This is a genomic window from Saccharopolyspora karakumensis, assembly GCF_004349225.1.
Classification (GTDB): Bacteria; Actinomycetota; Actinomycetes; order Mycobacteriales; family Pseudonocardiaceae; genus Saccharopolyspora; species Saccharopolyspora endophytica.
On sequence record NZ_SMLA01000031.1, the window covers coordinates 19,372 to 45,327 of the forward strand.

Sequence of the window (25,956 nt, forward strand, 5' to 3'; positions counted from 1 at the left end):
AACCCGGAGACCGGCGTGGCCTGCGATCCGCCGTCAGGCGGGGAGGACGTTGTGCTCGGGTCCGTAGGGGAAGCGGGTGATGTTCTCCGCGCCGTTCTCGGTCACCACGAGGATGTCATGCTCGCGGTACCCACCCGCTCCTTCCCGCCCCTCCGGGATGGTGATCATCGGTTCCATGGACACGACCATCCCGGGTTCGAGGACGGTCTCGATGTCCTCGCGCAGCTCCAGGCCCGCTTCCCGGCCGTAGTAGTGCGACAGCACGCCGAAGGAGTGGCCGTACCCGAAGGTGCGGTGCTGCAACAGCTCCTGCTCGTCGTAGACCTTGTTCAGCTCCGCGGCGATGTCCCCGCACACCTCTCCGGGGCGGATGAGCTCCAGGCCGCGTTCGTGCACCGCGGTGTTGACCTCCCAGTACCGCAGCTGGGCCGCGCTGGCCTCGCCGTAGACCAGGGTGCGTTCCAGGGCCGTGTAGTACCCGGCGATCATCGGGAAGCAGTTCAGGCTCAGCAGGTCGCCGCGCTGGACCTTGCGAGAGGTCGGCCAGTTGTGGGCGCCGTCGGTGTTGACCCCGGACTGGAACCACACCCAGGTGTCCCGCAGCTCGGCGTCGGGGAAGGTGCGGGCGATCTCGCGGACCATCGCCTGGGTGCCCGCCAGCGCCACCTCGTACTCGGGCACGCCTTCGGCGACCGCGGCGGTCACGGCGGCCCCGCCGAGGTCCGCGATGCGAGCACCCTCCTTGATCAGCGCGATCTCCTCCGAGGACTTCACCATCCGCTGGGCCATGGCCGTCGCGGAGACGTCGGTGAACTCGAATCCCGGCAGGACCCGGGCGATCCGCGCGCGCAGCGCCGGCGCCAGCTCGTCGTCCTCGACGCCGAGCCGCCCCTTGGTGACCCCGGCGTCGGAGAGCACCGTGGCGATGGCGTGCTCGAAGTTGTCGCGCTGCCAGTCGGTGTAGACGACGTTGTCGCCGAAGCTCCGCCGCCACGGCTGCCCGGCGTCGATGTTGGCCGACACGGTGACGTGGCTGTTCTGCGTGACCACCAGCGCGTAGTTGCGCCCGAACGCCGTGTAGAGGAAGTCGCTGTAGTAGTTGATGTTGTGGTAGCTGGTGAAGACGACCGCGTCCACGCCCGTTTCGGTCATGCGCCGGCGCAGCACGTCCACTCGCCGCCGCATCTCCGCCTCGGAGAACGTCGGTGCGACGCGTTGTCCGTTGTGGATGGTCTTGAGGCGTTCCATGCTCATCGAGCAGATCCTTTCTCGTGATCGGTGCCGCGCTGTGCGGACCCCGGCGCCGGCCCGTCGGGGTCGGAACCGGGTGGAACGTGACGCGCGGCGCGCATGACCAGCACGGCGGCGACCCCTGCGGCGGCGAGGTACCAGGCCGGGGCGACCGGGTCGGCACTCGCGCGGATCAGGGAGGTGGCCACGAACGGAGCCGTCCCGCCGAACAGGGCGTTGGCCGTGTTGAAGCTGAGCGCGAAACCGCTGTAGCGCACGTGCGTCGGGAACAGCTCGGACAGGAATGCCGGGAGCGTGCCGTCGTTGGTGCTGAGCACGATGCCCAGCGCCGTGTGGATCAGCACGACACCGACCACGCCCGCGGTTCCCAGGAGCAGGAAGACCGGGACCGCGAGCACCGCGAACAGCGCTCCGGCCAGCGTCAGCATCCTCGCTCGACCGACCCGGTCGGAGAGGCGGCCCATGAGCAGCACGGCCCCGATGTAGACCACGAGCGTCACGCCGGTGGACGCGAACGAGCTCGTCTCCCCCAGCCCGAGCTCGGTCGACAGGTAGGTCGGCATGTAGCTCAGCAGCATGTAGAACCCGACGGCGTTGAGGCTGGTGACCCCGAACGCGACGAGGAGGCGGCGCTTGTTGTGCGCGAAGGTGTCCCGCAGCGGCGCCTGCACCGCGGACTGCCGGCCTTCCAGCTCCCGGTACTCGGGGGTGTCCTCGAGCTTGAGCCGGATGTAGCGGCCGATGAGCCCCAGCGGCGCGGCCAGCAGGAACGGGATGCGCCAGCCCCAGGAGGCCATAGCCTCGTCCGAGAGCATCGAGGTCAGCGCGGTGACCACGACCGAGCCGAGCAGCAGCCCGCAGGCGGTGCTGGCGGGCACGACGCTGGTGTAGGCGCCCTTCCGGCCCCTGGGCGCGTATTCGAAGAGGAACGCCGAGGCGCCCGCGTACTCACCCGCCGCGGAGAAGCCCTGCACCAGCCTGGTCGCGAGCAGCAGCATGGGCGCGGCGACGCCCACGGCGGCGTAATCGGGCAGCAGGGCGATCACGCAGGTGGCGGCGGACATGATCAGGATCGACAGCGACAGCGCGTTGCGCCTGCCGAACCGGTCACCGAAGTGCCCCCAGAAGAGGCCGCCGACGGGACGGATGACGAACGACAGCGCGAACACGCTGAAGGTGGCCAGCAGCCCGGCGGTCGGCGAGGTGCCCGGGAAGAACACGCTCGCGATCGTGGTGGCGAGGTAGCCGTACACGGCGTAGTCGAACCACTCGACGAGGTTGCCGATGAAGCTGGCGCTGACGACGCGGCGCATCGTCGACGGCGCAGGCGTTCTCCGCCCGGGATCGGACGTGCTGGAAGGCATGCTTGCCCACTCCCCGATGGGTCGAGTCGGCGATGCAGGTGCGAACCCGCACCGTCCCCTTTCACCTAGCCTGGTTCACTAGAAACAACACAGTTGCGATTTCTGCAACGTAGGGACCCTGCGCCGCACTGTCAACGCCCACCTCGGCCCACGAGAGCACCCCGAAGCCTCATACTCGCAGGTGAAAAGCACTTTCTCGTGCAGACCCGGGCAAACCCAAACACCCCGACGGCGGACACTTAGCGCAACATGATTGCGCTCGAAGCAACATTGGGTTGAACTCAGGAAGGTCGCGCGCTCACGTGCGCGGGTACCGCTGTTCACCCTCCAGCTCGGCCCCGACCTGGCGGACCAAGGCGAGGAACTCCGCCACCACCGGCCGGTGGTCCCGCGCGAGCCAGATCACCGACAGCGGCAGGGTCGCGGGGCGTCGCAACGGCACGACTCCGACGCCGTCGGTGACCCGACCCGCCGTGGAGGCCGGGATCAGGGAGAACGCGCGCCCGTCGGCGATCAGGTACGACCGGCCGCCGACGATGCGGGGCGGGCTGACCAGCACCAGCGGGTTCAAGCCGCGGTCGGCGCAGATGCGCATCAGCTCGTCGTAGTAGTCGGGGTTCTGCTCGCGCGGCCAGAGCAGCAGCGGCAGATCACCCATCTCCGCCAGGTCGATCGCCTCTTCCCCGGCCAGCGGGTGCTTCTCGCTCAGCGCGACCAGAACCGGTTCGGTGCGCACCAGGTCGGACCGGTGGTGCGGCGGCGGTGTCACGAACCGGCCGAGGCCGACATCGCAGTCGCGGTTCACCAGGGCGTCGGCCACTTCCCCGGTCTCCACGGGGACTTCCAGCAGCTCCGCGTCCGGCATCGCCGCCTCCGCGCGGCGCAGGACGACCGGCAGGATCTCGTCCATCACGCTCGGCGTCACCGCGATGCGCAGCCGACGCGACCGCATGTCGGTGAGCCGGCGCGCGCGGGCGACGAAAGCTCCCGCTGCGGCGCACAGCGCGCGGGCGTCCTCGAGCAGCGCCGCTCCCGCCTCGGTCAGCGCCACGGTCCTGGTCGAGCGGTCGAACAGCGTCGTGCCCACAGCACCTTCCAAGCGCCGGATCTCCTGGCTCACGACCGGCTGCGAGCAGTGCAAGCGCTGCGCCGCGCGCCCGAAGTGCGACTCGTCGGCGACCGCGACGAACACCTCGAGCTGCCGCAACGTCACACCCATAGTGTGACGCTATCAGTCGCGTCCGAATTGTTCGTTGTTCCCACGCACCGACGGCTCTAGATTTCTCGCCACCAGCAGGAGATCCCGTCGGAGGTTCGCGCAGATGTTCGTGGTGTCAACGGAAGTTCGTGACGCGGTCGCCACCGGTCGCCCGGTGGTCGCGCTCGAGTCGACGATCTTCACGCACGGGCTGCCGCGCCCGCGCAACCTGGAGGTCGCCAGGGAAGCCGAGGCCAGGCTCCGGGAATCCGGCGTGGCCCCGGCGACGATCGGCGTCGTCGACGGCGTGCCGACGATCGGGCTCAGCGACGACCAGATCGAGCGGCTGTCCCACGAGGACGACGCGGTCAAGGTCAGCGTGCGCGACCTGCCGGTCGCCGCGGTCAAGGAGCTCTCCGGCGGCACCACCGTCGCGGCCACGGCGCTGCTCGCGCACAAGGCCGGCATCGAGGTGTTCTCCACCGGTGGTCTCGGCGGTGTCCACGAAGGCGCCGGCACCAGCTTCGACGAGTCCGCAGACCTGTTCACCCTCGCCGACGTGCCGATCCTGGTGGTCAGCGCGGGCGCGAAGTCCATCTTGGACATCTCCGCCACCTTGGAACGGCTGGAGTCCCTCAGCATCCCGGTCGTGGGCTACCGGACGAACCGGTACCCCGGCTTCTACGTCGCGGATTCCGGGTACGAGATCGACTTCTCGGTCGCCGACCCCCGGGAGGCGGCTGCGATGGCCCGCGCCCGTCGGGAGCTGGACCTGCGGGCGGCGCTGCTGATCGCCAACCCGGTTCCCGAGGACGAGCAGCTCCCGCCCGAGCTGCACGATCGCGTGGTCGCCGAGGCGTGGCAAGCGGCCCGCGAGCAGAACATCGTCGGCCAGGACACCACACCGTTCCTGCTGGACCACATCGTCAAGGCGACCGGCGGGCGCAGCCTGGACGTCAACATCGCCGTGTACCGCAACAACGTCTCCCTCGGCGCCGAGATCGCCAAGGCGATGGGGGCGTGATGGGGCGCAAGGTGCTCGGCGTGCTGGGCGACCTCGTCGAGGACGTCGTCGTCTGGCTGCGCGAACCTCTGCAGCAGGCCACCGACACCGACGTGGAGATCCACCGGGTGCGCGGCGGGAGCGCGGCCAACGTCGCCGCTTTCGCGGGCTGCCCCACGCGCTTCCTCGGTTCGGTGGGCGCCGACTTCGCCGGGGACGCGCTGGTGGCCGAGCTGTCCTCGCACGGGGTGGACGTCCGGGTCCAGCGCCGCGGCCGCACCGGCACGATCGTGGTGCTCATCGACGAGCGCGGCGAGCGGGCCATGCTGCCGGACCGGGGCGCCTCGGTGCTGCTCGACGACGTGGAGCCGTCCTGGACCGACGGGCTCGCGCACCTGCACGTGCCCGCGTACTCCTTCGCGGGCGGTGCCGTCCGCGACGCCGCGATCGCCGCGGTCGGCCGGGTGCGCGCGGAAGGCGGCTCGGTGTCGCTGGACGCCTCGTCGACCGGGATGCTGCGCCACCACGGCGTGGACCGGTTCCTGGACCTCGTCGCCGAGCTGGAACCGGACCTGCTGCTGGCCAACGCGGCCGAAGCCGAGCTGCTCGGCCTGCGCGACGCCGAGCTGCCGAAGACCACCGCGGTGGTCAAGAACGGCCCCGACCCGACCGCGGTGCTCGCTCCCGGTGCCGCGCCGCACCACGTGCCCGTGGCACCGGTCGAGGAGGTCCGCGACCTCACCGGCGCCGGGGACGCGTTCGCCGCGGGCTTCCTCACCGCGCTCCTGGAGGGCGCCCCCGTCGAAACCTGTTGCACGAACGGGCACGCCTTCGCCGCGCGCGTGCTCAACGCCCCGGGCGCCACGATGCGCCCGGCCTGATCTCGGAAAGTGGTGCGTTCGATGGAGCACGTGCGCTTGGCCGAATCCCGCGGGCAGCAGGCCCCGGTCGGCCGCCTCATGGCCGCGCTGATCGGCGCGGTGGTCCTCTTCCAGCTCAACGCGACCATGCTCAGCCCGGCCGTCACCGACCTCGGTGAGCGCTTGGACGCCGGTGCCGATCAGGTCGGCCTCCAAGCGACCATCTTCTTCCTCTCCGCCGCGCTGTTCGGGGTGTTCCTGCCCCGGCTGTCCGACATCGCCGGTCGCCGACCGGTGATCCTAGGCGTCGTGGCGGTGACCAACGCGGGCACCGTCATCGGCCTGCTCGCGCCGAACATCGAAGTCCTCTACGCCGCGCGTGGCGTGCAGGGCGTGTGCGGCGTGCTCGTGCCGATGTCGCTGATGGTGCTGCGGGATGCCGTGCCGCCCGACCGGTTCGGCCTGCACGTCGGGATCATCACCGGTGTCAACGGCGGGGTCGCCGGGGTCGATGCCCTCCTCGGTGGCGTCATCGTCGACACCGTCGGTTTTCGCGGTGTTTTCGCCACGATCCTCCTCGTCGGGCTCATCGCCGCTGGACTGGTGTGGCGGTGGCTTCCCGACAGCCGGCCCTCAGCCGGGGCGCGGATGGACTGGCGGGGCGTCGCCCTGCTGTGCGCGACGATCGGCCTGCTCACCGTGGGGATCTCCGGTGGGGGCGTCCTCCTGGTGGGTGGTGCTGCGGCGCTGTTCGCGGTGTTCGTCCTGGTCGAGCGACGCCGCCCGGACAGCCTGGTGCCGGTGCGGCAGATGCGCGACCGCGGTACGTGGGGCCTGCTGCTCACCACGACGCTGACGCTCGCGGGAGTCTTCGCGGCGATCAACTTCGTCCTGCCGCTGCTGGCGCAGGAGGGTTTCGGGATGAGCGCGAGCACCGCATCGCTGCTCTACCTCACGCCGTACGCCCTGGTCGGATGGCTTGTGGCGCCGTTCGCGGGCCGGCTCGCGGAGAACATCGGGTACCGGAGGGTCTTCCGCGTCGGGGTGCTCGGCAGCGTGGTGGCGCTGGTGATCATGATGTTCGGGCTCTCCTCCCCGGCGGTGCTCGTCGGCTGCGCGGTGCTGCTCGGCGTGACGGCGGCCGGGATGGCCAACATCATGCTCAACGCCATGGGCGTGGTGTACTCCCCCGCCGACAACCAGGGGCTGCTGCCCGGGCTGAACTCCGCCGCGTTCAACGTGGGTGCGTCGCTGGGGACCGCGGTGCTGTCGTCGCTGGTCGGCCAGCCCGGTGGGTACCAGTGGGCGTTGGGCGTCGCGGTGATGATCTCGCTGCTCGCGCTCGCGGTGTCCTTCGTCCTGCCCGCGGGGCAACGGCAGTAGGCGGTCCGCGCGGTCTCCCGCGCGTGGGAGACCGCGCTTCACGCGAGGGATTCGGGCGAGCGGGTTCGTGCGGTCCAGGCCACGGCGGGGATGATCGCGAGCGCCAGCGCTCCGCCCAGGATCGTGAGCGTGGCGTAGCCGCTGCCGGCGACGACGAGACCGGAGGCCATGCCGCCGCCCGCGCCGGAGATGGCGATGGCGACGTCCACCGTCCCCTGGGTCTTGGCGCGGGTCGCGAGCGGAACGGTGTCGGTGATGATCGCCGTGCCGCTGACGAGGCCGAAGTTCCAGCCGAGACCGAGCAGCCCGAGGGCGAGCGCCAGGAGCAGAACCGAGTGGGGCGGGGCGAGAGCGGCGAGCAAACCGGCCGCCAGGAGCGTGACGGCCGCGGCGGTCGCCACGGGCAGGCGGCCGAACCGGTCGGCGAGCAGGCCGCTGATCGGCGAGGGCAGGTACATGCCGGCCACGTGCACGGCGATGACCAGCCCGGCGGCACCCACATCGTGGCCGTGGTGCTGCATGTGGACGGGGGTCATCGTCATGATGCCGACCATCACGAGCTGCGTGAGCACCATGACCGACGCGCCCAGCACGAGTCGACCGCCACCTCCGGACACCCCGGTGACGCGGTGCCGCGCACCGGTGTCCTGCGGAGCGCTCGCGGCGAGCTCGCGCGCGGTCAGCAGCGGGTCCGGCCGCAACATCACCCAGAGCACGAGCGCGGCAGCAGCGTAGGCGGCCGCGGCGAGCAGGAACGGCCCTGCCAACCGCGGGATGTCGAGCGCGTCGGCCAGATCGCCGGTGATCGTGGCCAGGTTCGGTCCGGCGACGGCGCCGAGCGTGGTGGCCATGAGCACGGTGCTCACGGCCCGGCCCCGGTGCTGCTCGGGCGCGAGATCGGCTCCGGCGTAGCGGGCCTGGAGGTTGGCGGCGGTGCCGGCGCCGTAGACGAACAGCGCGGAGAACAGCAGGGCCACGCTGCCGAGTGCGGCTGCCACGACGACACCGAGGCTGCCGAGGGCCCCGGCGCCGTAGCCCAGCGATAACCCCGCGCGCCGCCCCCACCGCTGCGAGAGGCGCCCGACGAGCACTGCCGCGGCGGCCGAACCGATGGTGAACAGGGCGCTGGGAAGACCCGACAGGCCGGTGCCGAGCAGGTCCTGGGCCAGCAGGGCACCGACTGTGATGCCGGCGGCGAGCCCGGCTCCGCTGAGGACCTGGGCGGCGACGAGCACACCCACGACGCGGCGGTGAGCGGGGTGAACAGCGGCGTTCGACACGAAGGGCCTTTCCGGAGCCGGGACGGGATGCGCGTCGCGCGGCTGACTTCCGCCGCCGTGACGGCAACAGCCCGCAGCTTTCCAGCTCAGACCAGGGCACGGCACCTTCCAGCACTGTCGACTACTGACCGTGCGGGATCAGGGCTGCGGATCGGGTGTCCGGGGTGAGGCGCACGCAGCAGTGGCCGGGTCGCGGATCCAGCCGGGCGGCGAGTCCGGTGACGCCGGCTACGGCGAGAAGCCCGCTGCACAGCTGCACGTTCATCCCGCAGACGAGCGCGGTGTGCTCCTGGGCCAGGGCGTGGAACGGGCAGTTGACCAGCGCGACTTCGGCGCCCTCCTCCCGCGGTTCGAAGCCGTGGTCTTCGAGGACCCGCAGGGCCACCCCGGCGCGGTGCGCGATGAGGCCGCAGGCCGCAGGTGCGGTGAACGTCGACCTGACCGAGGACGTCCTGCCCGAGCGCGGCGGGGCCAGGGCGTTGCACGTGGTGCACGGACGCCAGGGCTACGACCCGGACGCGGCCGAGCGGGCGGTCACCGACCTGCTCATCGCCATGGGCAAGAACCCCTCCGACCCGCACCTGGCCGACACCCCGCGCCGGGTGGCGGCGAGCTACGCGGAACTGCTGACGCCGCGCGAGTTCAACCTGACCACGTTCCCGAACGACGAGGGCTACGACGAGCTGGTGCTCGCCAAGAGAATTCCGGTGCAGTCCTTGTGCGAACACCACATGCTGCCCTTCCACGGGATCGCGCACGTCGGGTACCTGCCCGACCAGCGCATCCTCGGGCTGTCGAAGCTCGCGCGGGTCGTGGAGCTGTTCGCCCGCGACCTGCAGGTGCAGGAACGACTCACCAAGCAGGTCGCCGACTGGCTGCAGGAGAAGCTGGCCCCCAAGGGCGTCGGCGTCGTGATCGAGGCCGAGCACCTGTGCATGTCCCTGCGAGGCGTGCAGGCGGGCGGCTCCCGCACGGTGACCTCCGCGCTGCAGGGGTCGTTGCGCGACGACCCCCAGACCAGGCAGGAGTTCTTCGCGCTCACCAACACCGGGCTCTGAAACCGACGGTGCCGGACGGACTCGGAATCCGTCCGGCACCGCGCGGCCCGACCGCTACTTGGTCTCCCACGAGAGGTCGACGGCGCGGCCCTCGCGGGTCTTCAGAACGCAACCGATGGAGATCAGGAACGACAGGGCCCACACCAACGCCACCAGCCACAACTGGCCCCCTGCCGCGAGCACCAGCCCGGAGGCGATCGCCGGGGTGAACCCGGCTCCGAGGGTCGAGGCGGTCTGGTAGGCCAACGACGCGCCGGTGTAGCGCATCCGGGTCGGGAAGAGCTCGGCGACGAACGCGCCGAACGGCCCGAAGATCACGCCCTGAACGATGCCGTTGGCCAGGAAGAGCCCGATCGCGAAGCCCCACAGCGTGCCCGTCTGAAGCAGCCAGATGATCGGGTACGCCAGCACCGCCCCGGCGAGCATGCCGGTGAACATCACCGGCTTGCGGCCGAACCGGTCGGACAGGCGCGCGGCGAACCAGATCGCCACGATCGTCAGGGTCGCCCCGACCGCCTTGACGTTGAGCACTCCGGTCCGGTCCACCCCGAGCTCGATGACGTAGGCCACCGCCCACACCGTCATCAAGCCCTGCACGGTGTAGGAGCTCATCCCGGCGATGATGCCGAGCACGAGGTTCCGCGGGTACTGGGTGATGACCTCCATCAGCGGGATCTTGCGCCGTTCGGCCTTCTCGCCCAGATCCAGGAACAACGGCGTCTCGGCCACCTTCAACCGGATCACCAGCCCGATCGCGATCAGCACGATGCTGAGCAGGAACGGCACCCGCCAGCCCCAGCTGAGGAACTGCGCGTCCGGCAACGTCGAGACCGCGGACATGACCAGGGTCGCCAGCACGGCACCGGCCGGTCCACCCATGTTGGCGAAGCTGGCCGCGAAGCCGCGCCGCGTCGACGGGGCGTGCTCGAGCGCGACCAGCATCGCGCCGCCCCACTCACCGCCGACGGCCAGGCCTTGCACCAGCCGCAGCACGACCAGCAGGGTCGGTGCCGCGACCCCGATCTGCGTGCTGGTCGGCAGCATGCCGATCGCGCTGGTGGCAACGCCCATCAGCACCATCGACACGATCAGCACGCCCTTGCGCCCGAGCCGGTCGCCGAAGTGACCGAAGATAGCTCCGCCGAGCGGACGGGCCACGTACCCGACCGCCAGCGTGCTGAACGAGGCGAAAAGCCCCACGGCGGGCGGCATCCCGGCGAAGAACAACTTGCCGAACACGAGGCTGGCTGCGGTCGCGTACAGGATGAAGTCGTAGAACTCGATGGCGCTGCCGATGAAGCTCGACGCCAAGATGCGCCGCATCTCCCGCGTGTTGAGGTTGTCCGAAGTGGATTCCTGCCCCACGGTTCCGGTGGTCTGGCTCATGGTGCGACCACCTCTTCGCGCGCGACGTGAGCTCCGGGCGACGTCCCGAAGGGCAGCACGTCGAGGTCGTCGGGGACGAAGAAGGCGCCGCGGCACCGCTCCGCCGCGCTCTCCCAGACCGATCGCGGCGTGGTACCGGGCACCAGGTGGTGCAGGGCCAGCGCCCGGGCGCCCGCCGCGTTGGCGATGTCGACGGCCTGCTGCGGGCTGGTGTGCGATTTGGTGTGGTGATCGATCGAGGCCTGCTCGGTCGGGCCTCCACCCGAGTAGGTGCGGTGCACCCAGTCGAAGTCGATCGCCTCGTGCAGCAGCAGGTCGGTGTCGCGGGCGAGCCGGACCAGGTTGTCGCAGGGCGCGGTGTCACCGGAGATGGTGACCGAACCCGCAGCGGTGTCGAAGCGGAACGCGAACGCCGGTGCGATCGGCGGGTGGCGCACGAGGGTGGCGGTGACGGTGACCAGCTCGTCGGCGTAGACCTCGAAGGGCCGCACGTCGTCCGGCGTCGGGTTGTCGTTCGGGTGGTATCCGGAGTCCTCCGGGACGCGGATGTCCTCGGGGACGAAGTGGTCGAGCGGGCTGGGACGCAGGGCGTCGAGCACGCGATCGTTGAGATCGGTGGCGTGAGCGGCCATCAGGTGGTGGAACATCGCCGCCGTGCCGGGTGTGGGCTGTTCGGCGAACACCGGGGACGGCGGCACCACCGCGCGGGGCGCGACGGGCGGCAGCGCACCGCGGTCGCCGGGCCCGATGATCCGGATCGGGTGCTGGTCCGCGCCGAAGGTGAACATGCCGAAGAGCGCCAGGCTCGCCAGGTCGACGGTGTGATCGGAGTGCAGGTGCGTGATGAACACGGCGCGCAGGGAGCTGACCTGGATGCCCGCAAGGTTCAGCTGCCGGCCGACGCCGTGACCGGCGTCGACGAGGTAGGCGCGGTCGCCGACGATGACGGCTGTGGCGATGCCGGAGCGCTCGCCGGCACCCGCACCGGGCCACCAACGGGGCCCTCCTGCCGTGCCGAGGGTGACCACCCTCGGCCGGAGATCGGCGACGCTGCCGCGGAGGAGTCTAGTGGTGTCAGTCACAACGGCGATTGGACCTCGCCCGGCCGAACGGCACAAAGACGAATTTTCACGGCATCCGATAGTGCACTTCTATCGATGCTGGTCAAGCAGCAACCGCTGGAACTCCTGCGCGGCGGGAGAAAGCCGGCCCGGGCGCTGGAAGACGTTGATCCGACGGTTCAGCGGCGGCTCCATCGAGCAGAGCACCGCGCCCTTCAGCTCGGCCAGCCGCGCCAGCGGGTGCGGGAGGACGGCGCACCCGGCGCCGGCGACCACGAGGTGCAGCGCTGATTCGCGGTGCCCGACCTCCACCACGACGTTGAGCGCCACGCCGCGACGTTCGGCCTCGACGCGCAGGAGATCGCGCACCAGCGTGCCCTCGAACCCGGTCACCACGTCCCTGGCCAGCAGGTCCTCGACGGTCATCCGCCCCTCCGGAGGCAGGGTGCTGCCCGGCGGCAACGCGACCACGAGCTCCTGCTCGCCGACCGGCGCGGTCTCCAGGTCATCGGCCGGGTGGGGCATCGCGTCGGCGAGGCCCAGCTCCGCCTCACCGCTGCGCACCGCCGCGTGCACGCCCTCGCCGAACTCCAACTGCTTCAGCCGCACCCGGACCTGCGGATGACGGGCCCGGAACTGCCCGATCACCTCCGCGAGCGGGTCGAGCGCGAGCGTGGGCAGCGTGACCAGGTCCAACCGGCCGGCCATCAGTCCGGTCACGTCCCGCACGGCCGCCCGGCCGATCTCCAGCTCGCGCAACGCCCTGCGCGCGGAGTCGATCAGCGCGGCACCCGCCGAGGTGAGCTGCACGCTGCGGGGCAACCTGTGGAAGAGCTCCGCGCCCAACTCCCGTTCCAGCACCTTGATCGAGTGCGACAGCGAAGGCTGCGCCACGTGCAGCGCGGCGGCGGCCGCGGTGAACCCACCGTGGTCCACCACGGCGAGGAAGTACTCCAGCTGACGACGTTCCACGCGCCTACCGTAAGCGTCCCACGACACACCCACGCGCGGGTGACGCACGGCGTGCCCCGGCGTCCGCCGCACAGTCCGATGTGGCCCCCGTCGTGAACCACAGGCCGTCGCAACCAACCGGAAATCGGCGCGCTGACGGCCACATCCCGCCCCGACCTCGTTTGTTCTGCGTGGAGTATCACTGAAGGACTGATTCGGTATTGGACCACACCTCGATCCATAAGTGAGGATCTTTCGCGTACCGCGAGCGCGGGACCCGAAGAGGTCACGCCGTGCGCACCCGCGCCCTGGCCTGCCGGCTCATCAGCGTGGCGGGGGTTTCCGACCATTCAGATCGGCCGACCCCGCACCGCGCAGGCCCCACCGCACCTCGAACTGAAGATCTGAGGCAAGGACGCCGATGTCGACGCATTCAGGAAGTCTTGACGCATCCAGGAGCGCGGTCTCCGCGCAGCCCGGCCGCTGGGAGAAGATCGGCTACGGGATGGGCGGTGCCGCCAACAACGTCATCTGGACCGGCATATCGACGTTCCTGGTCTTCTTCTACACCGACGTCGCCGGGATCGCCGCCGGGGTCATCGGCACCGTCATGTTCTTCTCGCGGATCCTCGACGGTGTCAGCGACGTGGTGATGGGCGTCGCCCTCGACAAGACCCGCTCCAAGCACGGCAAGGCGCGACCGTGGTTGTTGTGGCTGGCGGTCCCCTTCGCCATCGCCGCGGTCCTGCTGTTCACCATCCCCGGCGGCAGCGGCGACGTCACGACGATCATCTACGTCGTCGTCACCTACAACGTCGCCCTGCTGATCTACACGGCGGTGGAGATCCCGCACGGGACTCTCGGCGCCCTGATGACCTACGACCAGCACCAGCGCTCGATCCTGAACGTGGCGAAGATGATCGGCGCCTACGTGGCGATCATCGCGATCAGCAACATCACCATCCCGTTCGTCGAGGCGCTCGGTGGCGGCCAGTCGGGCTGGGTCTCGGTGTTCGTGGTGTACGGAATCGCCGCCGCCGCGATCTACTTCGTCACTTTCCGGTCCACTGTGGAACGAACCGACCCGACGTCGCGCGAGCAGGCCGACGACGCCCGTCCCTCGGTCAAGGACGGGCTCACCTCCCTGCTGCGCAACAAGTACTGGGCGATCATCACCGCCGTGCTGATGCTGATGTACGTGTTCAACGGCATCACCGCGGGCATGGCCGTGTACTTCGCGAAGTACGTCGTCGGCGACCCGGCGATGGTCGGTGCGCTGGCGACCGCGCTGACCCTCGCGACGCTGATCGGGATCCTGTTCGTGGTCCCGGCCGCGAAGCGCTTCGGCAAGCGCAACACCGCGATCGCCGGTTGCGCCGTCGCGGTCATCGGATCGCTGATCATCCTCATCGACCCGGACAACGTCGCGCTGGCCACCGTCGGACAGGTGGTGCGCGGGTTCGGCAAGGCCGCCGTCATGGGGATCATCTTCGCGATGCTGGCCGACACGATGGAGTACGGCGAGTGGCGAACCGGAACGCGGATCGAAGGCCTGATCTACAGCGGCGCCAGCATGGGGATCAAGATCGGAACCGGACTCGGCAGCGCGCTGATCGGCTGGAGCCTCGCGCTCAGCGGCTACGTCGGCGCCCAGGCGTCCCAGTCTCCCGAGGCGATCTCGATGATCTCCGCCCTGTTCATCTGGGTTCCCGTGATCGTCAGCCTGCTCATGATCGTGCTGCTGCTCTTCTACAAGCTCGACGCGGAGTACCCGAAGATCCTCGAGGAACTGGGCAAGAGCCCTGCGTGATCCGGTCAACCGCGCTGCCGCGCGGGAGCCCGCCGAGACAGCGCCCCCCGTTTCGTCTGGAGTTCGCGAAGTGGAACGAGAAATCGATCAGACCGTCGACCTGTGCCTGCCCAGCGGCAGGCTGAACCCCCGAGCGGTCGGCTGGAGCAGATTCCCGCGGCACCGCGACAACCTCACGGGGTGGGGCCGCAACAAGCGATTCGACTACTGGTGCGTCGTCACCCCCGACGTGGTGCTGGCGTTCTCGATCTCCGACACCGACTACAAGTCGGGGTTCTCCCTGTTCTGCCTGGATCTGGCGACCCTGACCTCGGCGGCCGACGCCGAGGTCAAGTGGTTGCAGCGCAACCACGCCATGTCCGCGCCGTGGGGAACCCGGCCGATCGTGGGCAGCGGGAAGCGCCTCGACGTCGGGATCCACCCGTGCGACGGCGGGGTCCGGTTGTCGGCGAACTCCGCGCGCGTGACGGCGGAGCTGTTCGTGGAGATCGGCGAGGACCACGAGTCGATGGGCGTCCTGGTCCCGTGGAGCGACCGGGTCTTCCAGTACACGCGGAAGGACAACTGCCTGCCCGTCACCGGCAAGATCTCGTTCGACGGCCGCGAGCGCGTCGTGGGCGGTACCGGCTCCTACGCGACGATGGACCACGGCCGGGGACGCTGGCCGTATTCGATCGTGTGGAACTGGGCGTCGGCGAGCGGGGTCACCGACGGCCACGAGATCGGCCTCCAGTTCGGTGCGAAGTGGACGGACGGCACCCCGTCCACGGAGAACTCGCTGCGCATCGACGGGCGCATCGAGAAGATCAGCGACGAGCTCGACTGGGTCTACGACCCGGACGACTGGATGGCGCCGTGGCAGATCCGCGGCAGCGGCGTGGAGGTGGAGTTCCACCCCGTGTTCCACCGCGCCTCGAAGTTCGACAAGAAGATCGTCCTCAGCAGGGAGGACCAGGTGTTCGGCCGGTTCTCCGGCACCGTCACCTCGCGGTCCGGGCGCACCTACCAGGTCGAGGACCACTTCGGTTGGGCCGAAGAAGTGCATCGGCGCTGGTAGCCGAAGAGCGCTCCGGCTCCGGGGCGTTCTCCTCGGACCCGGCCGTCTCGGTCGAGGGCGGGCGCCCTCGACCGAGACGGGGAGAGGTCAGGCCGCCGCTGCGTCCTTGTTGCGGGTGAGGGCGTTGTCCAGCGTGTAGGCGCCGCCGCGGAAGGCCAGCACCAGGGAGGCCGCCGCGAGCACCAGCACGTACTCGATGCCACCGTCGGCGTCGGAGACGAAGAACCCGGTCGGCAGGTGGTAGAACACCAGCGCGCCCAGCATGTTCAGCGCCAGCAGCACGCCGGCCACCGGCAGTCCGGCGCCCAGCACCAAGGCCGCGCCGCCGACGGTCTCCACCAGGGCCGCGACCCACGCGGAGACGCCGGGCACCGGAATCCCCATCTGGCCGAACGACTGGGCGGTCCCTGCGATGCCCCACTCGAGGAACTTCTGCAGACCGTGGGCGATGAACACGGCTCCGATGACCACGCGGCCGACGAGCAGCAGCAGGTCACCGGCGGTCGAGGGCTTGTTCACTTGATTTCTCCTTCTACTGGTGCGAGTTCTCGCTTGCCCGGAGAAGTCCGGGACGCCTGTGCGGGGTTCGACGCCTCACCGGCCGCCCACCCGCGGGCGGTCGCGACGACGGCCGCGACGACGTCGAGTTCGGACTCGTCGCGCGGGCCGTGGACCAGCACCATTCCGGGGGTCAGCCGAACCCCGGCCAGCGGGTGGGCGACGGCCCAGCCGCGCGCGATCGCGTCGGCCGCCAACCCGACCGGCAGCGCGACGTGCAGCGAGCCGTCGAATCCGGGGTGCAGGTGGGCGAACTCGCCTGCCTGCGGAACCAGGAACGCCTCGGGTGGGCCCGCGTGCGGCGGCGTCAGCCTGAACCCGCGGGCACCCGGGACGGAGATGGCCGACTGCGAGCTGGTGACCCCGGGCAGCGCGGCGATGCGGCGGAACAGCTCCTCCTGCAGCTCCGGCGGCGCGTTGTCGGACAGCTGCTGCTGCGGGATGCTGTCGCTGACCTCGGGACGTGGTCCGCGCCGTTCGGGCAGGCCGTCGGGGAACTCCGCCCACCGCTCGGGAACTCGAGGGCCGGAGCCGCACCGCTGCAGGAACCCGGCGCGTTCCTCCAGCCAGGCCCCCAGATTCGCCAGAACCTCGGGCGTCACGCCGTGCCCGCCGGGCGAGCGCACGGCGAAGGTCGGCGCACCGGACGCACCGGTCAGGTAGTCCCACGTGCGGTCGAGCAGTTCGCGCGGGATCACCCGGTCCTGCTCGCCGTGGGCGAGGAACACCGGAACCCCTGCCAGCCTCGCCGGAGTCGTCGGCACCCCGGCGTCGAAGGGCAGCGTGCCGCAGAGGATCGCCGCGCCCGCGAAGCGGTGCGGGTCGTCGAGCAGGAGACCACCGGCGAACGCGGCCCCGCCGCTGAACCCGGCCAGCAGCACCGGCCGCTCGGGCGCGACGTCGTCGAGCCACGCGCGGAACCAGTCCACGGTGGAACGCAGGGATTCCGCGATCGGCCGACCGATGCCGCGGTTGGCGAACCAGGCGAAACCGTCGCCCTCGGCGATCGGCGCGCGCACCGCCGCGTACGACAGGCCGGGGGGCAGCGAGTCGGCGAGCTCGATGATCTCGCTCTCGCGCGAACCGCGCCCGTGCAGCAGCACGACGAGCGGGCCGGCACCGTCTCCGCGTTCCAGCACCACCGGATCCGGGAAGCCGATCATGTCCCCACCTCCATTTCCCTGACTAGTCAGATGTTGCCACGGTAATCATCAATAGTTCACTGCGTCAACCTCTGACGAGTCAGCTATCGGCGCGGTACGCTCGGCCCGTGCCCTCGCCGATCGACGACCGCCTCATCACCACGTTCGGGCGCCTGGTGGAGTCCTACAGCCGGCTCGAACAGCGCCTCGGCCCCGCCATGGAGGCCGAAGTCGGCCTGCCTCACGCGTGGTTCGAGGTCCTCATCCGCCTGGCCCGCTCGGAGAGCGGACAGCTGACCATGGGAGCGCTGGCCGACGAGATCGCGCTCACCACCGGCGGCGTCACGCGTCTGATCGACCGGATGCACAAGGCCGGCTACGTCGAGCGCCGCCCCTGCCCCACCGACCGGCGCATCTCCTTCGCCGCCATCACCGACCGCGGCCGGGAGATCCTCGACCGCGCGGCGGTCGGGCACGCGCGCAGCCTGCGGGAGCTCTTCGCCGACTTCAGCGACGAGGACCTGACCACGCTGGACGGCCTCCTCGACCGCCTCCGCGACCGCACGCAGCGGAAGGACTGACCCGGCGGATCAGGTGAACACCGTGGCCAGCCCCGAGGCGATCACCAGCGCCGCGACGATCCGCGCGAACGCGTGGGCGGAGAGCTTGGTCGAGATCCTCATGCCCAGCGCGTTGCCCACGAGCCCGGCCAGCAGCAAGACCGGCAGGGTCGGCCACAGGTGCGGCAGGTCCGGGAACCGGATGAGCGCCAAGATCCCCAGCGAGAGCAGGTTGGTGATCACGAAGTAGCAGGCGAGCGTGGCGAGGAAGGCCGAGACCGGCAACCGGCACCGGCCCAGCAGCGCCGCGACCGGCGCGCCGTTGAGCGAGGTCGTCGTGGACAGGTAGCCGCTCAGAGCACCGGTGGCGACGTGTTCGGCCCGGCCGATCGGCCGCACTCCGCGCACGGGCAGCAGCAGCTGGATCCCGAGCAGGACGACGACGACACCCGCCGTGACCCGCAAGACCTGGGGCGGCAGGAGCCCGACGGTGAGCGCCCCCAGCACCGCCCCGGGCGCGCTGCCGCACATCAGCAGCCAGACCTGCCTGCCGCGGATCTCCCCGCGCCGCCGGATCGCGACGAGGAGGCGGGTCACGATCGTCACGGTCAGGTTGACCACGACGACCGTGGGCACGTCGTAGCCGATCAGCAGGAGCGCGGGCGTGGCCATCAGCGATGCCGCGAATCCGGACATCCCGCCGACGACCGCCGCGATCCCGATCGCGACCGCCCCGAGCAGGAGCGCGCTCACCCTCGACCAGCCCGAACCGCGGGAGCCTGCTGATCGACTTCGGTCGGCGTGAGCACGGGTTCCCTCCCTCTCGTCCGGCGCCGGTGCCTGCCCGTCAGCAGAACAGGCCGAACGGACCACGGGGGCGAGGCGTCGACGACATCACACGCCCGCCGGTGACGTGGGGTGGCCGGGATCCGGTTCCACGAGAGGGCCTCGGCCGTCACCTAAACTGGCGGGCGTTGGAGGTGCGATGCTCGGGCTTGGTGAGTTGGAGCTGAAGGTCATGGACGTCCTGTGGGCGGCCGACGAGCAGCTTCGCGTGCGTGACGTGCTCGATCAGCTCCCCGCTGAGCGCGAGTTCGCCTACACCACGATCATGACGGTCCTCGACCGCCTGCACGACAAGGGCTGGGTGGGTCGCGCCCGCACCGGCCGCGCCTACGGCTACTGGCCCGCGCGCTCGCGGGAAGAGGCCGGTGCGCACGTGCTGCGCGAGGTGCTCGACTCCTCCGGCGACTCCGAGTCGGTGCTGCTGCACTTCGCCGCCTCGGTCTCCGAGCGCGAATCCGAGCTGCTGCGTCGAGCCCTGGAGAAGGGGCGCGGACGGGCATGACGATCGCCATCGGGCTGCTCGCGGGCGCAGTCGTGATCGCGGTCTTCGGACCGCTGTACCTGCGGCCGCTGCTGCACCCCCGGGTTCGTCCCGGCGTCGCGCTCGCCGGGTGGGTCGCCTCCCCGCTGGCGGCGATCGGCGCCGCCATCACCGGCGCGGCGCTGCTGCTGGTGCCGAACAACGGGAACGTCGACGGCGTCATCGGCATGGCGCAGAGCTGCGTCAACGTCGTGCACGGGCACGCCGGGGCCTGGGAGCACCTGTTCCGGCTCGGCGGCGCGGCGCTGGTGACCGGCGCGGTGGTGCACGTGCTGGTCGTGGCCACCGGACTCGTCCGCAAGGAAGCCGCCCAGCGGCACCGACACATGACGGCCGTGCGGCTGCTCTGCTGCGAGGACCCGGAATCCCGCGTGCTGTGGCTGGACCAGGCCATGCCCGTGGCCTACAGCATCGGCGGCCGGCGCGGCGCGATCGTGGCGACCACCGGGGTGCGGCGTCTCGACGCCGAGACCCGGGAGGCCGTCCTGGCGCACGAGCGCGCGCACCTGTCCGGGCGGCACCACGCCCTGGTGCTGCTCATGACGGCGCTCGCCAAGGCGCTTCCGCTCGTGCCGCTGTTCCGGACCGCGCCGTCGACGGTGCGCGTGCTGGTGGAGCTCGCCGCCGATGCCGCCGCCGCTCGTCACTGCGGCGCCGGTTCGGTGCGCGCCGCGCTGCGGGCGGTGACCGGCGACGCGGTGCCCGCGACCTCGCTGGCGATGTCGCGGGAATCCCTGCAGCTGCGGCTGCACTGGCTGAACAACTCGGCTCCCGGGAACCTGCACCGGACGAGCTACGTGGCCACCGCGGTCGTCTCCGCGTCCCCGGCCGTCGTCGCGGTGGGCGTCGTGGCCTGCCTGGTCCTGCTGTACTGCTTCGGCGTCTCGGTCCTCTGACGACGTTCTCCGACCGCCGAGCTCGCAGGTCCCGCGCTGAGACGCGGCTGCCCGAAGCGGTTCCACCAGGCCCGGCATGGCCGACATCACCTTCCGGAGCCCGTCCCGGCTCAACTACTACAGCTCGTCGTAGGTAGGCTCGCGGCTGCCCGAGCTGAACGAAAGTGGTGACCGATGAGCGGCGCAGGCAAGAAGAAGTGGCTGAACGTGACCGCGGTGGTGCTCGCCGTCGTGGCCGCGTTCCTGCTGGGGAGCATGCTGACCTCCCAGGGCGGTTCGGACCAGGCCGCGCCGCAGCAGGCCGAGAAGCAGCAGGAGAGCCCGTTGGCGAGGCTGGCGCGCCGCGCTCCTGACGACCCGCTGGCCCTCGGCAGGCACGACGCTCCGGTCGTCATGCTCAACTACTCCGACTTCCGCTGCCCGTTCTGCGCCAAGTTCACCCGGGACATCGAGCCCGAGCTGATCAAGCGCTACGTCGACGCCGGCGTCCTGCGGATCGAGTGGCGCGACTTCCCCATCTTCGGCGAGGAGTCGCTCGGAGCGTCCCGGGCCGGCCGCGCGGCGGCGGCGCAGGGCAAGTTCTGGGAGTACGTGGGCACGATCCACCAGGACGCGCCCGAGAAGGGCCACCCGTCGCTGCCGCGCGACAAGCTCGTCGATTACGCCAAGCAGGTCGGGATCACCGACATCGCGAAGTTCGAGGCCGACATGAACGCCCCGGCCACGCTGGAGGCCATCCGGGCCGACGCGATGGAGGGATCGCAGATCGGCGTGTCGAGCACGCCGACGTTCCTGGTCAACGGCGAGCCGATCCTCGGCGCTCAACCGCTCGACCAGTTCGTGCAGACCATCGAGCGGGCGGAAGCGGCCGCGCGATGAGCGAGATCGGACTGCTCGGCGCGTTCCTCGGCGGGCTGCTCACCCTGATCAGCCCGTGCTCGGCGATGCTGCTCCCGTCCTTCTTCGCCTACGCCTTCGACGGGTTCGGCAAGCTGGTCGCCAGGTCCGGCGTCTTCTACCTCGGCCTGGCTACCACGCTGGTCCCGCTCGGGGCCGCCGCCGGGTTCTTCGGTGCGCTGCTGACCCAGCACCGCACGACGCTGACCCTGCTCAGCGGGGTGGTGCTGATCGGCCTGGGCTTGCTGCAGATCTCCGGCAAGGGCTTCGGCTTCACCGCGGCGCAGCAGCTGACCGGCCGCATCCACATCTCCTCCGGGCTGTCGGTGTACGCCCTGGGCGCCGTCTACGGGCTGGCCGGGTTCTGCGCGGGACCGCTGCTCGGCAGCGTGCTCACCGTCTCCGCAGCCGGCGGCGAGCCGCTCTACGGTGCGGTCCTGCTCGCCGTGTTCGCCCTCGGCATGGCTTTCCCGCTGTTCCTGCTCGCACTGCTCTGGGAGCGGTTCCAGCTCGGGCAGCGGGCCTGGTTGCGCGGCCGCGAAGTCGCGATCGGACCACTTCGCCTGCACACCAACAACATCGTCTCCGGGCTCGTGTTCGTGGCCCTCGGCCTGATGTTCGTCCTCACCGAGGGCGCCGCGAACCTCGGCGGTCTGACCGATGTGGACACCCAGTTCGCGGTGCAGGCGTGGCTCCAGCAGACCATCGCAGGTGTCTCGAACTCCGCCGTGCTCCTGGCGCTCACGCTGGCGGCTCTCGCCGTGGTGCTGTGGAAGATCGCCCGCACGCGCCGCGCGGGATCAGCCACCGCCGACCGCGAGCGCTGATCGGGCTCAGCTCCCGGCGGAAGGATCGGGGCGGACGTCGGTGTTCGGGTCGTCGTCCGCCGGCGGTTCCGCCTCCAGGGCCCCGTCGGCTCGCTGGCTGCCGCCGCTGCGGAGGTGCCCCTCCATCTCCTTCTCCAGCTCGTCGTCCTTCATCGGTCCGTGCTTGTCCGAGCCTCGCTGCACGGTGCCCACTCCTTCCCGCCTCGCCGACCGGGTAGGCAAGCCCTACCCGGTCGGCGAGGCGGGAAAACCGGTCTGTCACTCCGCGGGGAGCACCGCCACCGGGCAGTTCGCCTGGTTGAGCACCGCGTGACTGACCGAACCGAGGAAGGCCCGGCGCACCGGCCCCCGCCCGTGGCTCCCGACGACCAGCAGGTTCGCTCCGTCGGCCTCGCCGAGGAGGAGGTGCGCGGGCTGGTCCGCGCCGACCACGTGGCGGACCCGCACGTCGGGGTACTGCTCCCCCCACCCGGCCGTCGACTCGGCGAGCACCTCGTTGGCCCTGTCCCGGAACTCGCTCCGGTCGGTGTCCCACTCGTCGACGATGTCGAACGGGTTGAAGGCCGATTCGCCCCACGAGTGCACGGCCACCAGCGGGCGGTTGCGCCGGGCAGCGGACTCGTAGGCGAAGCCGATCGCCCGGGTGCTCACAGCGGAACCGTCGACCCCGACGACCACCGGAGCCTCCGCCGCCGAGTTGATCTCACCGCGCACCACGACGATCGGCGCCGCGGCGCGGCGGGCGATGACCTCCGCCGCGGTCACCCCCAGGCGATCCGTGCGGGCACCGACCAGCGGCCCGCCCAGCACGACCAGCTCCGCTTCACCGGCGAGTTCGATCAGGATCTCCGCCGCATCACCGATCGGGATGCTCTTGCGCACCTCGATTCCGGGGTCGATCGCCCTGCACGAGTCCTCCAGGGAGTCCAGCTCCCGGCGAACCGCGTCCCCCAGCTTCCCCATGACCTCCTCCTCGTCGGGGATGCGCATCGGGATGGAGTGCTGGAAGGGACGCGCCATGACGTGCACCAGCAGCAGCGGCGAACGCCTGCTGGAGGCCTCCTGCGCGGCCCAGCGGACCGCTTCGCGAGACGCTTCCGTGCCGTCGAACCCGGCGAGCACCGCTGAGCGGGCTTCCTCGGCCATGCGAATCTCCTCCGATCGAACCGCAGCGGGACTGCGTGCCCCGAATACCCGCTCGGCCTCGCGGTCAACCGGGCGGCGCCACCACGAGGTGAACATCGCCGCCTCGTGTCATCGCCACCGCCCGGAGCTGGGGTGGTCGATGCGCAGCGCGATGCGTCCGAACGGCCCCGGCCGCGCGTCCGAGGGCGCGAGCAGCAGTCCGTCGAGACGCCGTTCTGCGGCGGCGCCGCGCCCGTCGGCGAGGCGGGCCTGGACGAGCTCGTACATCCGCGTCCCGCACCGGCGGTAGAACGCCAGCTGGGTGGGTCGGCCGAACAACCGCCAGCCCAGCCGGAGCACCGGATCGAGCGTGGGGGCGCTCTGGGAGAACCCGGTGATCACGAACTCGACCGTCCCCGAGCTCATGTCCTTGACGACCTCGTAGAGCATCCGACCGCGTTCGAGGTGGCCTTCGAGCGTCTCGTAGCCCCAGCCCCACACCCTGCGGTCGCCCTCGCGCGTCTCGTCGATCACCACGGTGACGCGCACGCCCATGTCGAAGCGCAAGCCGTAGAAACGCCCCTCCAGCAGCATGTTCCGGCCCAGCAGCTCGTCGCGGCCGTCGTAGACGGCGCGGACGCGGTCGGGATCGGAGAACTCGTAGTCGCGCACCAGGGCGCGAGCGATGTCCCACGCACCACCGGGTTCCGGAGGACCCGGTGCTTCGCGGGCGAGGAAGTGCCGGTGTGTGTCGAAGTTCCACTCGCCTCCGGGCGAATGCGGCTCGTCCTCGGTGAAGTTCACGCTCCTGCTCCGCAACCCCACCAGCGCGCGAGCGCGATGCGCGACGCTCGTGGGACGGGGGATGCGCACCGTCACTCGAACTCGCGCAACGAGTCACCGATCAGCCACAACGTCGGGGGCCACAACCCGGTGAACAGAGCGCGGCGTTCGGCGTTGCCGCGCTCCTGCTGATCAACGGTCTTGGCGCGGACCCACAGGCCGAGGCACAACGCGACCCCTGCCATCGACGCCAGGTGCAGCTGCGCGCTGCGCAGTCCGATCCGGTGTAGCAACAGCACGAACATCGGTCCTCCCGAAAGCCTGGGTTTCGCCTGCCGCCCGGAGGGGCACACCTTCACCATGCCCGTCTGAGAGCGTCCACGCGAAAGGAACGAGGTGACCGCCGACCTCTCGCCCACGCGCATCGTGCCGATCACCGTCCGCTCGGCGCTCGGGATGGCGCTGGTCTCCTGGCGCTACCTCTGGCTGACCACTCCCCTGCACCGGCGCGAGGAACCCGGCGATGAGTCGGACCTGCCCGCCGACCTGCCCCGGGATCACCTCGACGAGCGCTGCCAACAGCTCTGCGACGGCGCGGGTCCGCTGTTCCACCGGCACTTCAGCGTCGTCATCGACGAGCCCGACGTCGGTGCGCCGGAGCTGATGGAGATGGTGATGGCCGACTTCAACCGCGCCCTCCCCAACGAAGTCGCGACGTTCGACCGCCAGCAGACCCAGCGGAGTCCGCTGCAGCTCGGCGAGGACTGCGTCGTGCGCATGCCCGGGCCGTGGAACGGCCCGGTGCGCGTCATCGGCCGGGAGGACACCTCGTTCCGCTTCGCCACCCTGCGCGGGCACCTCGAAGCGGGCCAGATCGAATTCAGCGCCGCGCCGGAGGGAGGCGCGATCGTCTTCGAGATCGAGACGTGGGCGCGGCCCGGCAGCCCGCTCGTCCACCTGCTCTACACCCGCCTGCGGCTGGCCAAGGAGATCCAGCTGAACATGTGGGTGCGCTTCTGCCTCCAGGTCGCCAAGATGGCCGGCGGACGCCCGCGCAACGGCGTCCGCATCCACACCCGCGAGCTCATCCAGCACTTCCCCGCGACGACACCGGGCTGACGGAATCGACGGCGGTTGCGGTTTCCGGACAACGGGTGCGTCTCGCGGATCGCGGTGCGTTCGGCGGCTTCCTAGCGTGTTCGGAAGAACCGCAGCCGGCGCAGGTCCGGTGCTGTCCGCGTCGACTGCGGTTCCACCAGCGCACATCCCGAAATCCGTTGGGGGCAGCCGTGGTCGGCGACACTCTCCGGCAGCGCACCGTGTGGCGCGGGCTCAGCGACGTTCCCGCCGACTGGCCGTCCTGCGCGGTCACCATCGGCGTGTTCGACGGAGTGCACCGCGGGCACGCCTGGCTGATCGAGAACACCCTGCGCGCCGCGGCCGAGACCGGTCTGCCCACGGTGCTGGTCACCTTCGACCCGCATCCGGCTCGCGTGCTCGGGCTGCCGCGCGACACCTCGGCGCTGAGCAGCGTCGAACGCAGAGCCGGGATCGCCCGCGAACTCGGCGTCGACCGCGTGTGCGTCCTGCCGTTCACCCTCGAACTGGCCCGGATGAGCCCCGCGGAGTTCGTGGAGAACGTGCTGGTGAACGCGCTGCGCGCCGCCAGCGTGGTTGTCGGGGCCAACTTCACCTTCGGGCATCGCGGTGCCGGCGACGTCGACACCCTGCGGCGCCTCGGGGCCCGGCACGGCTTCACCACCCGCGGCGTGGACCTGATGCCCGCCGACGGGGCGGATTGCTCGTCGACCCACGTCCGCGGCTGCCTGCAGCGCGGCGACGTCCTCGCGGCCACCCGCGCGCTCGGCCGTCCGCACGAGGTGGCGGGCGTGCTCACCAACGGCCACGAAGTGGCCCTCTCGGAGGGCACCGCGCTCCCGCGCTCGGGGCGCTACGCGGGAGCGGTCTCCGGACGCGCCGCCGAACTCGTGGTCACCCGCTCACCCGGTCCCGATTCCGCGGCCGCGCGACTTCACTGCCCGGACGCGCTCGGCGCACCCGGCGAGGCCGTCCGAATTCAATTCCTGGAAACGCTCGGCACCTGAACCGGGCGGGCCTT

The 25,956-nt window shown here is 70.7% G+C and carries 28 protein-coding genes; 13 read left to right on the plus strand and 15 right to left on the minus strand.

Annotated elements, in window-relative coordinates; all coding sequences use genetic code 11:
• Positions 1 to 33 precede the first annotated feature (33 nt).
• From E1202_RS19495 to E1202_RS19505, 3 genes are all read right to left on the minus strand, one after another.
• Positions 34 to 1,254, minus strand: a complete 1,221-nt coding sequence (locus tag E1202_RS19495; protein WP_132684581.1) for an aminopeptidase P family protein — start codon at positions 1,252 to 1,254, stop codon at positions 34 to 36.
• On the minus strand, positions 1,251 to 2,615 hold the full coding sequence (locus E1202_RS19500) for an MFS transporter (protein ID WP_132684582.1): 1,365 nt from the start codon (positions 2,613 to 2,615) through the stop codon (positions 1,251 to 1,253). Before E1202_RS19500 ends, E1202_RS19495 begins: the two co-directional genes overlap by 4 nt.
• A gap of 298 nt (positions 2,616 to 2,913) precedes the next feature.
• Positions 2,914 to 3,828: a LysR family transcriptional regulator gene (locus tag E1202_RS19505; RefSeq protein ID WP_165943913.1), complete on the minus strand. Its 915-nt coding sequence runs from the start codon at positions 3,826 to 3,828 to the stop codon at positions 2,914 to 2,916.
• Between the two features lie 109 nt (positions 3,829 to 3,937).
• Here E1202_RS19505 and E1202_RS19510 point away from each other — a divergent pair, with 109 nt between their 5' ends.
• From E1202_RS19510 to E1202_RS19520, 3 genes are read left to right on the plus strand one after another with little or no spacing between them, the layout of a single operon-like run.
• Positions 3,938 to 4,837 carry a pseudouridine-5'-phosphate glycosidase gene (locus E1202_RS19510; RefSeq protein ID WP_132684584.1) on the plus strand — a complete coding sequence of 300 codons (900 nt, stop codon included), beginning with the start codon at positions 3,938 to 3,940 and terminating at the stop codon, positions 4,835 to 4,837.
• On the plus strand, positions 4,837 to 5,697 hold the full coding sequence (locus E1202_RS19515) for a carbohydrate kinase family protein (protein ID WP_235878682.1): 861 nt from the start codon (positions 4,837 to 4,839) through the stop codon (positions 5,695 to 5,697). The genes E1202_RS19510 and E1202_RS19515 overlap by 1 nt, the downstream gene beginning before the upstream one ends.
• A gap of 21 nt (positions 5,698 to 5,718) precedes the next feature.
• Positions 5,719 to 7,059 carry an MFS transporter gene (locus E1202_RS19520; RefSeq protein WP_132684585.1) on the plus strand — a complete coding sequence of 447 codons (1,341 nt, stop codon included), beginning with the start codon at positions 5,719 to 5,721 and terminating at the stop codon, positions 7,057 to 7,059.
• Between the two features lie 38 nt (positions 7,060 to 7,097).
• Here the strand turns inward: E1202_RS19520 and E1202_RS19525 are convergent, their stop codons facing one another.
• Both E1202_RS19525 and E1202_RS19530 read right to left on the minus strand, forming a co-directional pair.
• Complete coding sequence (locus E1202_RS19525; RefSeq protein ID WP_132684629.1) at positions 7,098 to 8,294, minus strand: MFS transporter; 1,197 nt, start codon at positions 8,292 to 8,294, stop codon at positions 7,098 to 7,100.
• Between the two features lie 166 nt (positions 8,295 to 8,460).
• Complete coding sequence (locus E1202_RS19530) at positions 8,461 to 8,724, minus strand: helix-turn-helix domain-containing protein (protein WP_132684586.1); 264 nt, start codon at positions 8,722 to 8,724, stop codon at positions 8,461 to 8,463.
• 16 nt (positions 8,725 to 8,740) lie between these two features.
• On the opposite strand from E1202_RS19530, the gene folE reads away from it, so the two are divergent.
• Positions 8,741 to 9,397, plus strand: a complete 657-nt coding sequence (folE, locus tag E1202_RS19535; protein ID WP_132684587.1) for a GTP cyclohydrolase I FolE — start codon at positions 8,741 to 8,743, stop codon at positions 9,395 to 9,397.
• 54 nt (positions 9,398 to 9,451) lie between these two features.
• Here the strand turns inward: folE and E1202_RS19540 are convergent, their stop codons facing one another.
• The 3 genes from E1202_RS19540 to E1202_RS19550 all read right to left on the minus strand — a co-directional run bounded on the left by E1202_RS19540 (position 9,452) and on the right by E1202_RS19550 (position 12,816).
• Positions 9,452 to 10,783 (minus strand): MFS transporter, encoded by a 1,332-nt coding sequence (locus E1202_RS19540; protein ID WP_132684588.1) that lies wholly within the window; start codon positions 10,781 to 10,783, stop codon positions 9,452 to 9,454.
• Positions 10,780 to 11,865: an MBL fold metallo-hydrolase gene (locus E1202_RS19545; RefSeq protein WP_132684589.1), complete on the minus strand. Its 1,086-nt coding sequence runs from the start codon at positions 11,863 to 11,865 to the stop codon at positions 10,780 to 10,782. The genes E1202_RS19540 and E1202_RS19545 overlap by 4 nt, the downstream gene beginning before the upstream one ends.
• A gap of 69 nt (positions 11,866 to 11,934) precedes the next feature.
• Positions 11,935 to 12,816 carry a LysR family transcriptional regulator gene (locus E1202_RS19550; RefSeq protein ID WP_132684590.1) on the minus strand — a complete coding sequence of 294 codons (882 nt, stop codon included), beginning with the start codon at positions 12,814 to 12,816 and terminating at the stop codon, positions 11,935 to 11,937.
• 400 nt (positions 12,817 to 13,216) lie between these two features.
• Here E1202_RS19550 and E1202_RS19555 point away from each other — a divergent pair, with 400 nt between their 5' ends.
• Together E1202_RS19555 and E1202_RS19560 are read left to right on the plus strand one after the other, a co-directional pair.
• Entirely contained in the window at positions 13,217 to 14,605 is a 1,389-nt protein-coding gene (locus E1202_RS19555) for an MFS transporter (protein ID WP_132684591.1), read from the plus strand.
• A 70-nt stretch (positions 14,606 to 14,675) separates the two neighbouring features.
• Positions 14,676 to 15,662 carry a DUF2804 domain-containing protein gene (locus E1202_RS19560; protein WP_165943914.1) on the plus strand — a complete coding sequence of 329 codons (987 nt, stop codon included), beginning with the start codon at positions 14,676 to 14,678 and terminating at the stop codon, positions 15,660 to 15,662.
• Between the two features lie 87 nt (positions 15,663 to 15,749).
• On the opposite strand, the gene E1202_RS19565 is transcribed toward E1202_RS19560, so the two are convergent.
• Together E1202_RS19565 and E1202_RS19570 are read right to left on the minus strand one after the other, a co-directional pair.
• Positions 15,750 to 16,181 carry a DoxX family protein gene (locus E1202_RS19565; protein ID WP_132684593.1) on the minus strand — a complete coding sequence of 144 codons (432 nt, stop codon included), beginning with the start codon at positions 16,179 to 16,181 and terminating at the stop codon, positions 15,750 to 15,752.
• On the minus strand, positions 16,178 to 17,383 hold the full coding sequence (locus E1202_RS19570; RefSeq protein WP_132684594.1) for a luciferase domain-containing protein: 1,206 nt from the start codon (positions 17,381 to 17,383) through the stop codon (positions 16,178 to 16,180). Before E1202_RS19570 ends, E1202_RS19565 begins: the two co-directional genes overlap by 4 nt.
• Positions 17,384 to 17,490: 107 nt before the next feature.
• On the opposite strand from E1202_RS19570, the gene E1202_RS19575 reads away from it, so the two are divergent.
• Entirely contained in the window at positions 17,491 to 17,943 is a 453-nt protein-coding gene (locus E1202_RS19575) for a MarR family winged helix-turn-helix transcriptional regulator (RefSeq protein ID WP_132684595.1), read from the plus strand.
• A 9-nt stretch (positions 17,944 to 17,952) separates the two neighbouring features.
• Here the strand turns inward: E1202_RS19575 and E1202_RS19580 are convergent, their stop codons facing one another.
• Complete coding sequence (locus tag E1202_RS19580) at positions 17,953 to 18,675, minus strand: sulfite exporter TauE/SafE family protein (RefSeq protein WP_132684596.1); 723 nt, start codon at positions 18,673 to 18,675, stop codon at positions 17,953 to 17,955.
• Between the two features lie 232 nt (positions 18,676 to 18,907).
• On the opposite strand from E1202_RS19580, the gene E1202_RS19585 reads away from it, so the two are divergent.
• The 4 genes from E1202_RS19585 to E1202_RS19600 all read left to right on the plus strand — a co-directional run bounded on the left by E1202_RS19585 (position 18,908) and on the right by E1202_RS19600 (position 21,929).
• On the plus strand, positions 18,908 to 19,270 hold the full coding sequence (locus E1202_RS19585; RefSeq protein WP_132684597.1) for a BlaI/MecI/CopY family transcriptional regulator: 363 nt from the start codon (positions 18,908 to 18,910) through the stop codon (positions 19,268 to 19,270).
• Positions 19,267 to 20,205: a M56 family metallopeptidase gene (locus tag E1202_RS19590; protein WP_132684598.1), complete on the plus strand. Its 939-nt coding sequence runs from the start codon at positions 19,267 to 19,269 to the stop codon at positions 20,203 to 20,205. The genes E1202_RS19585 and E1202_RS19590 overlap by 4 nt, the downstream gene beginning before the upstream one ends.
• Before the next feature lie 174 nt (positions 20,206 to 20,379).
• Positions 20,380 to 21,084: a thioredoxin domain-containing protein gene (locus tag E1202_RS19595; RefSeq protein WP_132684599.1), complete on the plus strand. Its 705-nt coding sequence runs from the start codon at positions 20,380 to 20,382 to the stop codon at positions 21,082 to 21,084.
• Positions 21,081 to 21,929, plus strand: coding sequence for a cytochrome c biogenesis CcdA family protein (locus E1202_RS19600; RefSeq protein WP_132684600.1), 849 nt, complete (start codon positions 21,081 to 21,083; stop codon positions 21,927 to 21,929). The genes E1202_RS19595 and E1202_RS19600 overlap by 4 nt, the downstream gene beginning before the upstream one ends.
• A gap of 6 nt (positions 21,930 to 21,935) precedes the next feature.
• On the opposite strand, the gene E1202_RS31495 is transcribed toward E1202_RS19600, so the two are convergent.
• The 4 genes from E1202_RS31495 to E1202_RS19615 all read right to left on the minus strand — a co-directional run bounded on the left by E1202_RS31495 (position 21,936) and on the right by E1202_RS19615 (position 24,142).
• Positions 21,936 to 22,112, minus strand: coding sequence for a hypothetical protein (locus E1202_RS31495; protein WP_165943915.1), 177 nt, complete (start codon positions 22,110 to 22,112; stop codon positions 21,936 to 21,938).
• A gap of 75 nt (positions 22,113 to 22,187) precedes the next feature.
• Positions 22,188 to 23,075 carry a universal stress protein gene (locus E1202_RS19605; RefSeq protein ID WP_132684601.1) on the minus strand — a complete coding sequence of 296 codons (888 nt, stop codon included), beginning with the start codon at positions 23,073 to 23,075 and terminating at the stop codon, positions 22,188 to 22,190.
• 108 nt (positions 23,076 to 23,183) lie between these two features.
• A complete protein-coding gene (locus E1202_RS19610) occupies positions 23,184 to 23,858 on the minus strand; it encodes a DUF1990 family protein (RefSeq protein ID WP_235878676.1) in 675 nt (224 codons plus the stop codon).
• A 71-nt stretch (positions 23,859 to 23,929) separates the two neighbouring features.
• Positions 23,930 to 24,142 (minus strand): hypothetical protein, encoded by a 213-nt coding sequence (locus E1202_RS19615; RefSeq protein WP_132684602.1) that lies wholly within the window; start codon positions 24,140 to 24,142, stop codon positions 23,930 to 23,932.
• A gap of 91 nt (positions 24,143 to 24,233) precedes the next feature.
• Here E1202_RS19615 and E1202_RS19620 point away from each other — a divergent pair, with 91 nt between their 5' ends.
• Together E1202_RS19620 and E1202_RS19625 are read left to right on the plus strand one after the other, a co-directional pair.
• A complete protein-coding gene (locus E1202_RS19620; protein WP_235878678.1) occupies positions 24,234 to 24,956 on the plus strand; it encodes a DUF1990 family protein in 723 nt (240 codons plus the stop codon).
• Between the two features lie 170 nt (positions 24,957 to 25,126).
• A complete protein-coding gene (locus E1202_RS19625) occupies positions 25,127 to 25,942 on the plus strand; it encodes a cytidyltransferase (RefSeq protein ID WP_235878680.1) in 816 nt (271 codons plus the stop codon).
• Positions 25,943 to 25,956: the final 14 nt, after the last annotated feature.

Coding starts and splice junctions, on each gene's coding strand:
- E1202_RS19495 (WP_132684581.1), bottom strand. CDS start 1,254: ATGAGCATGGAACGCCTCAAGACCATCCACAACGGACAACGCGTCGCA.
- E1202_RS19500 (WP_132684582.1), bottom strand. CDS start 2,615: ATGCCTTCCAGCACGTCCGATCCCGGGCGGAGAACGCCTGCGCCGTCG.
- E1202_RS19510 (WP_132684584.1), top strand. CDS start 3,938: ATGTTCGTGGTGTCAACGGAAGTTCGTGACGCGGTCGCCACCGGTCGC.
- E1202_RS19515 (WP_235878682.1), top strand. CDS start 4,837: ATGGGGCGCAAGGTGCTCGGCGTGCTGGGCGACCTCGTCGAGGACGTC.
- E1202_RS19520 (WP_132684585.1), top strand. CDS start 5,719: ATGGAGCACGTGCGCTTGGCCGAATCCCGCGGGCAGCAGGCCCCGGTC.
- folE (WP_132684587.1), top strand. CDS start 8,741: ATGAGGCCGCAGGCCGCAGGTGCGGTGAACGTCGACCTGACCGAGGAC.
- E1202_RS19540 (WP_132684588.1), bottom strand. CDS start 10,783: ATGAGCCAGACCACCGGAACCGTGGGGCAGGAATCCACTTCGGACAAC.
- E1202_RS19555 (WP_132684591.1), top strand. CDS start 13,217: ATGTCGACGCATTCAGGAAGTCTTGACGCATCCAGGAGCGCGGTCTCC.
- E1202_RS19570 (WP_132684594.1), bottom strand. CDS start 17,383: ATGATCGGCTTCCCGGATCCGGTGGTGCTGGAACGCGGAGACGGTGCC.
- E1202_RS19585 (WP_132684597.1), top strand. CDS start 18,908: ATGCTCGGGCTTGGTGAGTTGGAGCTGAAGGTCATGGACGTCCTGTGG.
- E1202_RS19590 (WP_132684598.1), top strand. CDS start 19,267: ATGACGATCGCCATCGGGCTGCTCGCGGGCGCAGTCGTGATCGCGGTC.
- E1202_RS19595 (WP_132684599.1), top strand. CDS start 20,380: ATGAGCGGCGCAGGCAAGAAGAAGTGGCTGAACGTGACCGCGGTGGTG.
- E1202_RS19600 (WP_132684600.1), top strand. CDS start 21,081: ATGAGCGAGATCGGACTGCTCGGCGCGTTCCTCGGCGGGCTGCTCACC.
- E1202_RS19605 (WP_132684601.1), bottom strand. CDS start 23,075: ATGGCCGAGGAAGCCCGCTCAGCGGTGCTCGCCGGGTTCGACGGCACG.
- E1202_RS19615 (WP_132684602.1), bottom strand. CDS start 24,142: ATGTTCGTGCTGTTGCTACACCGGATCGGACTGCGCAGCGCGCAGCTG.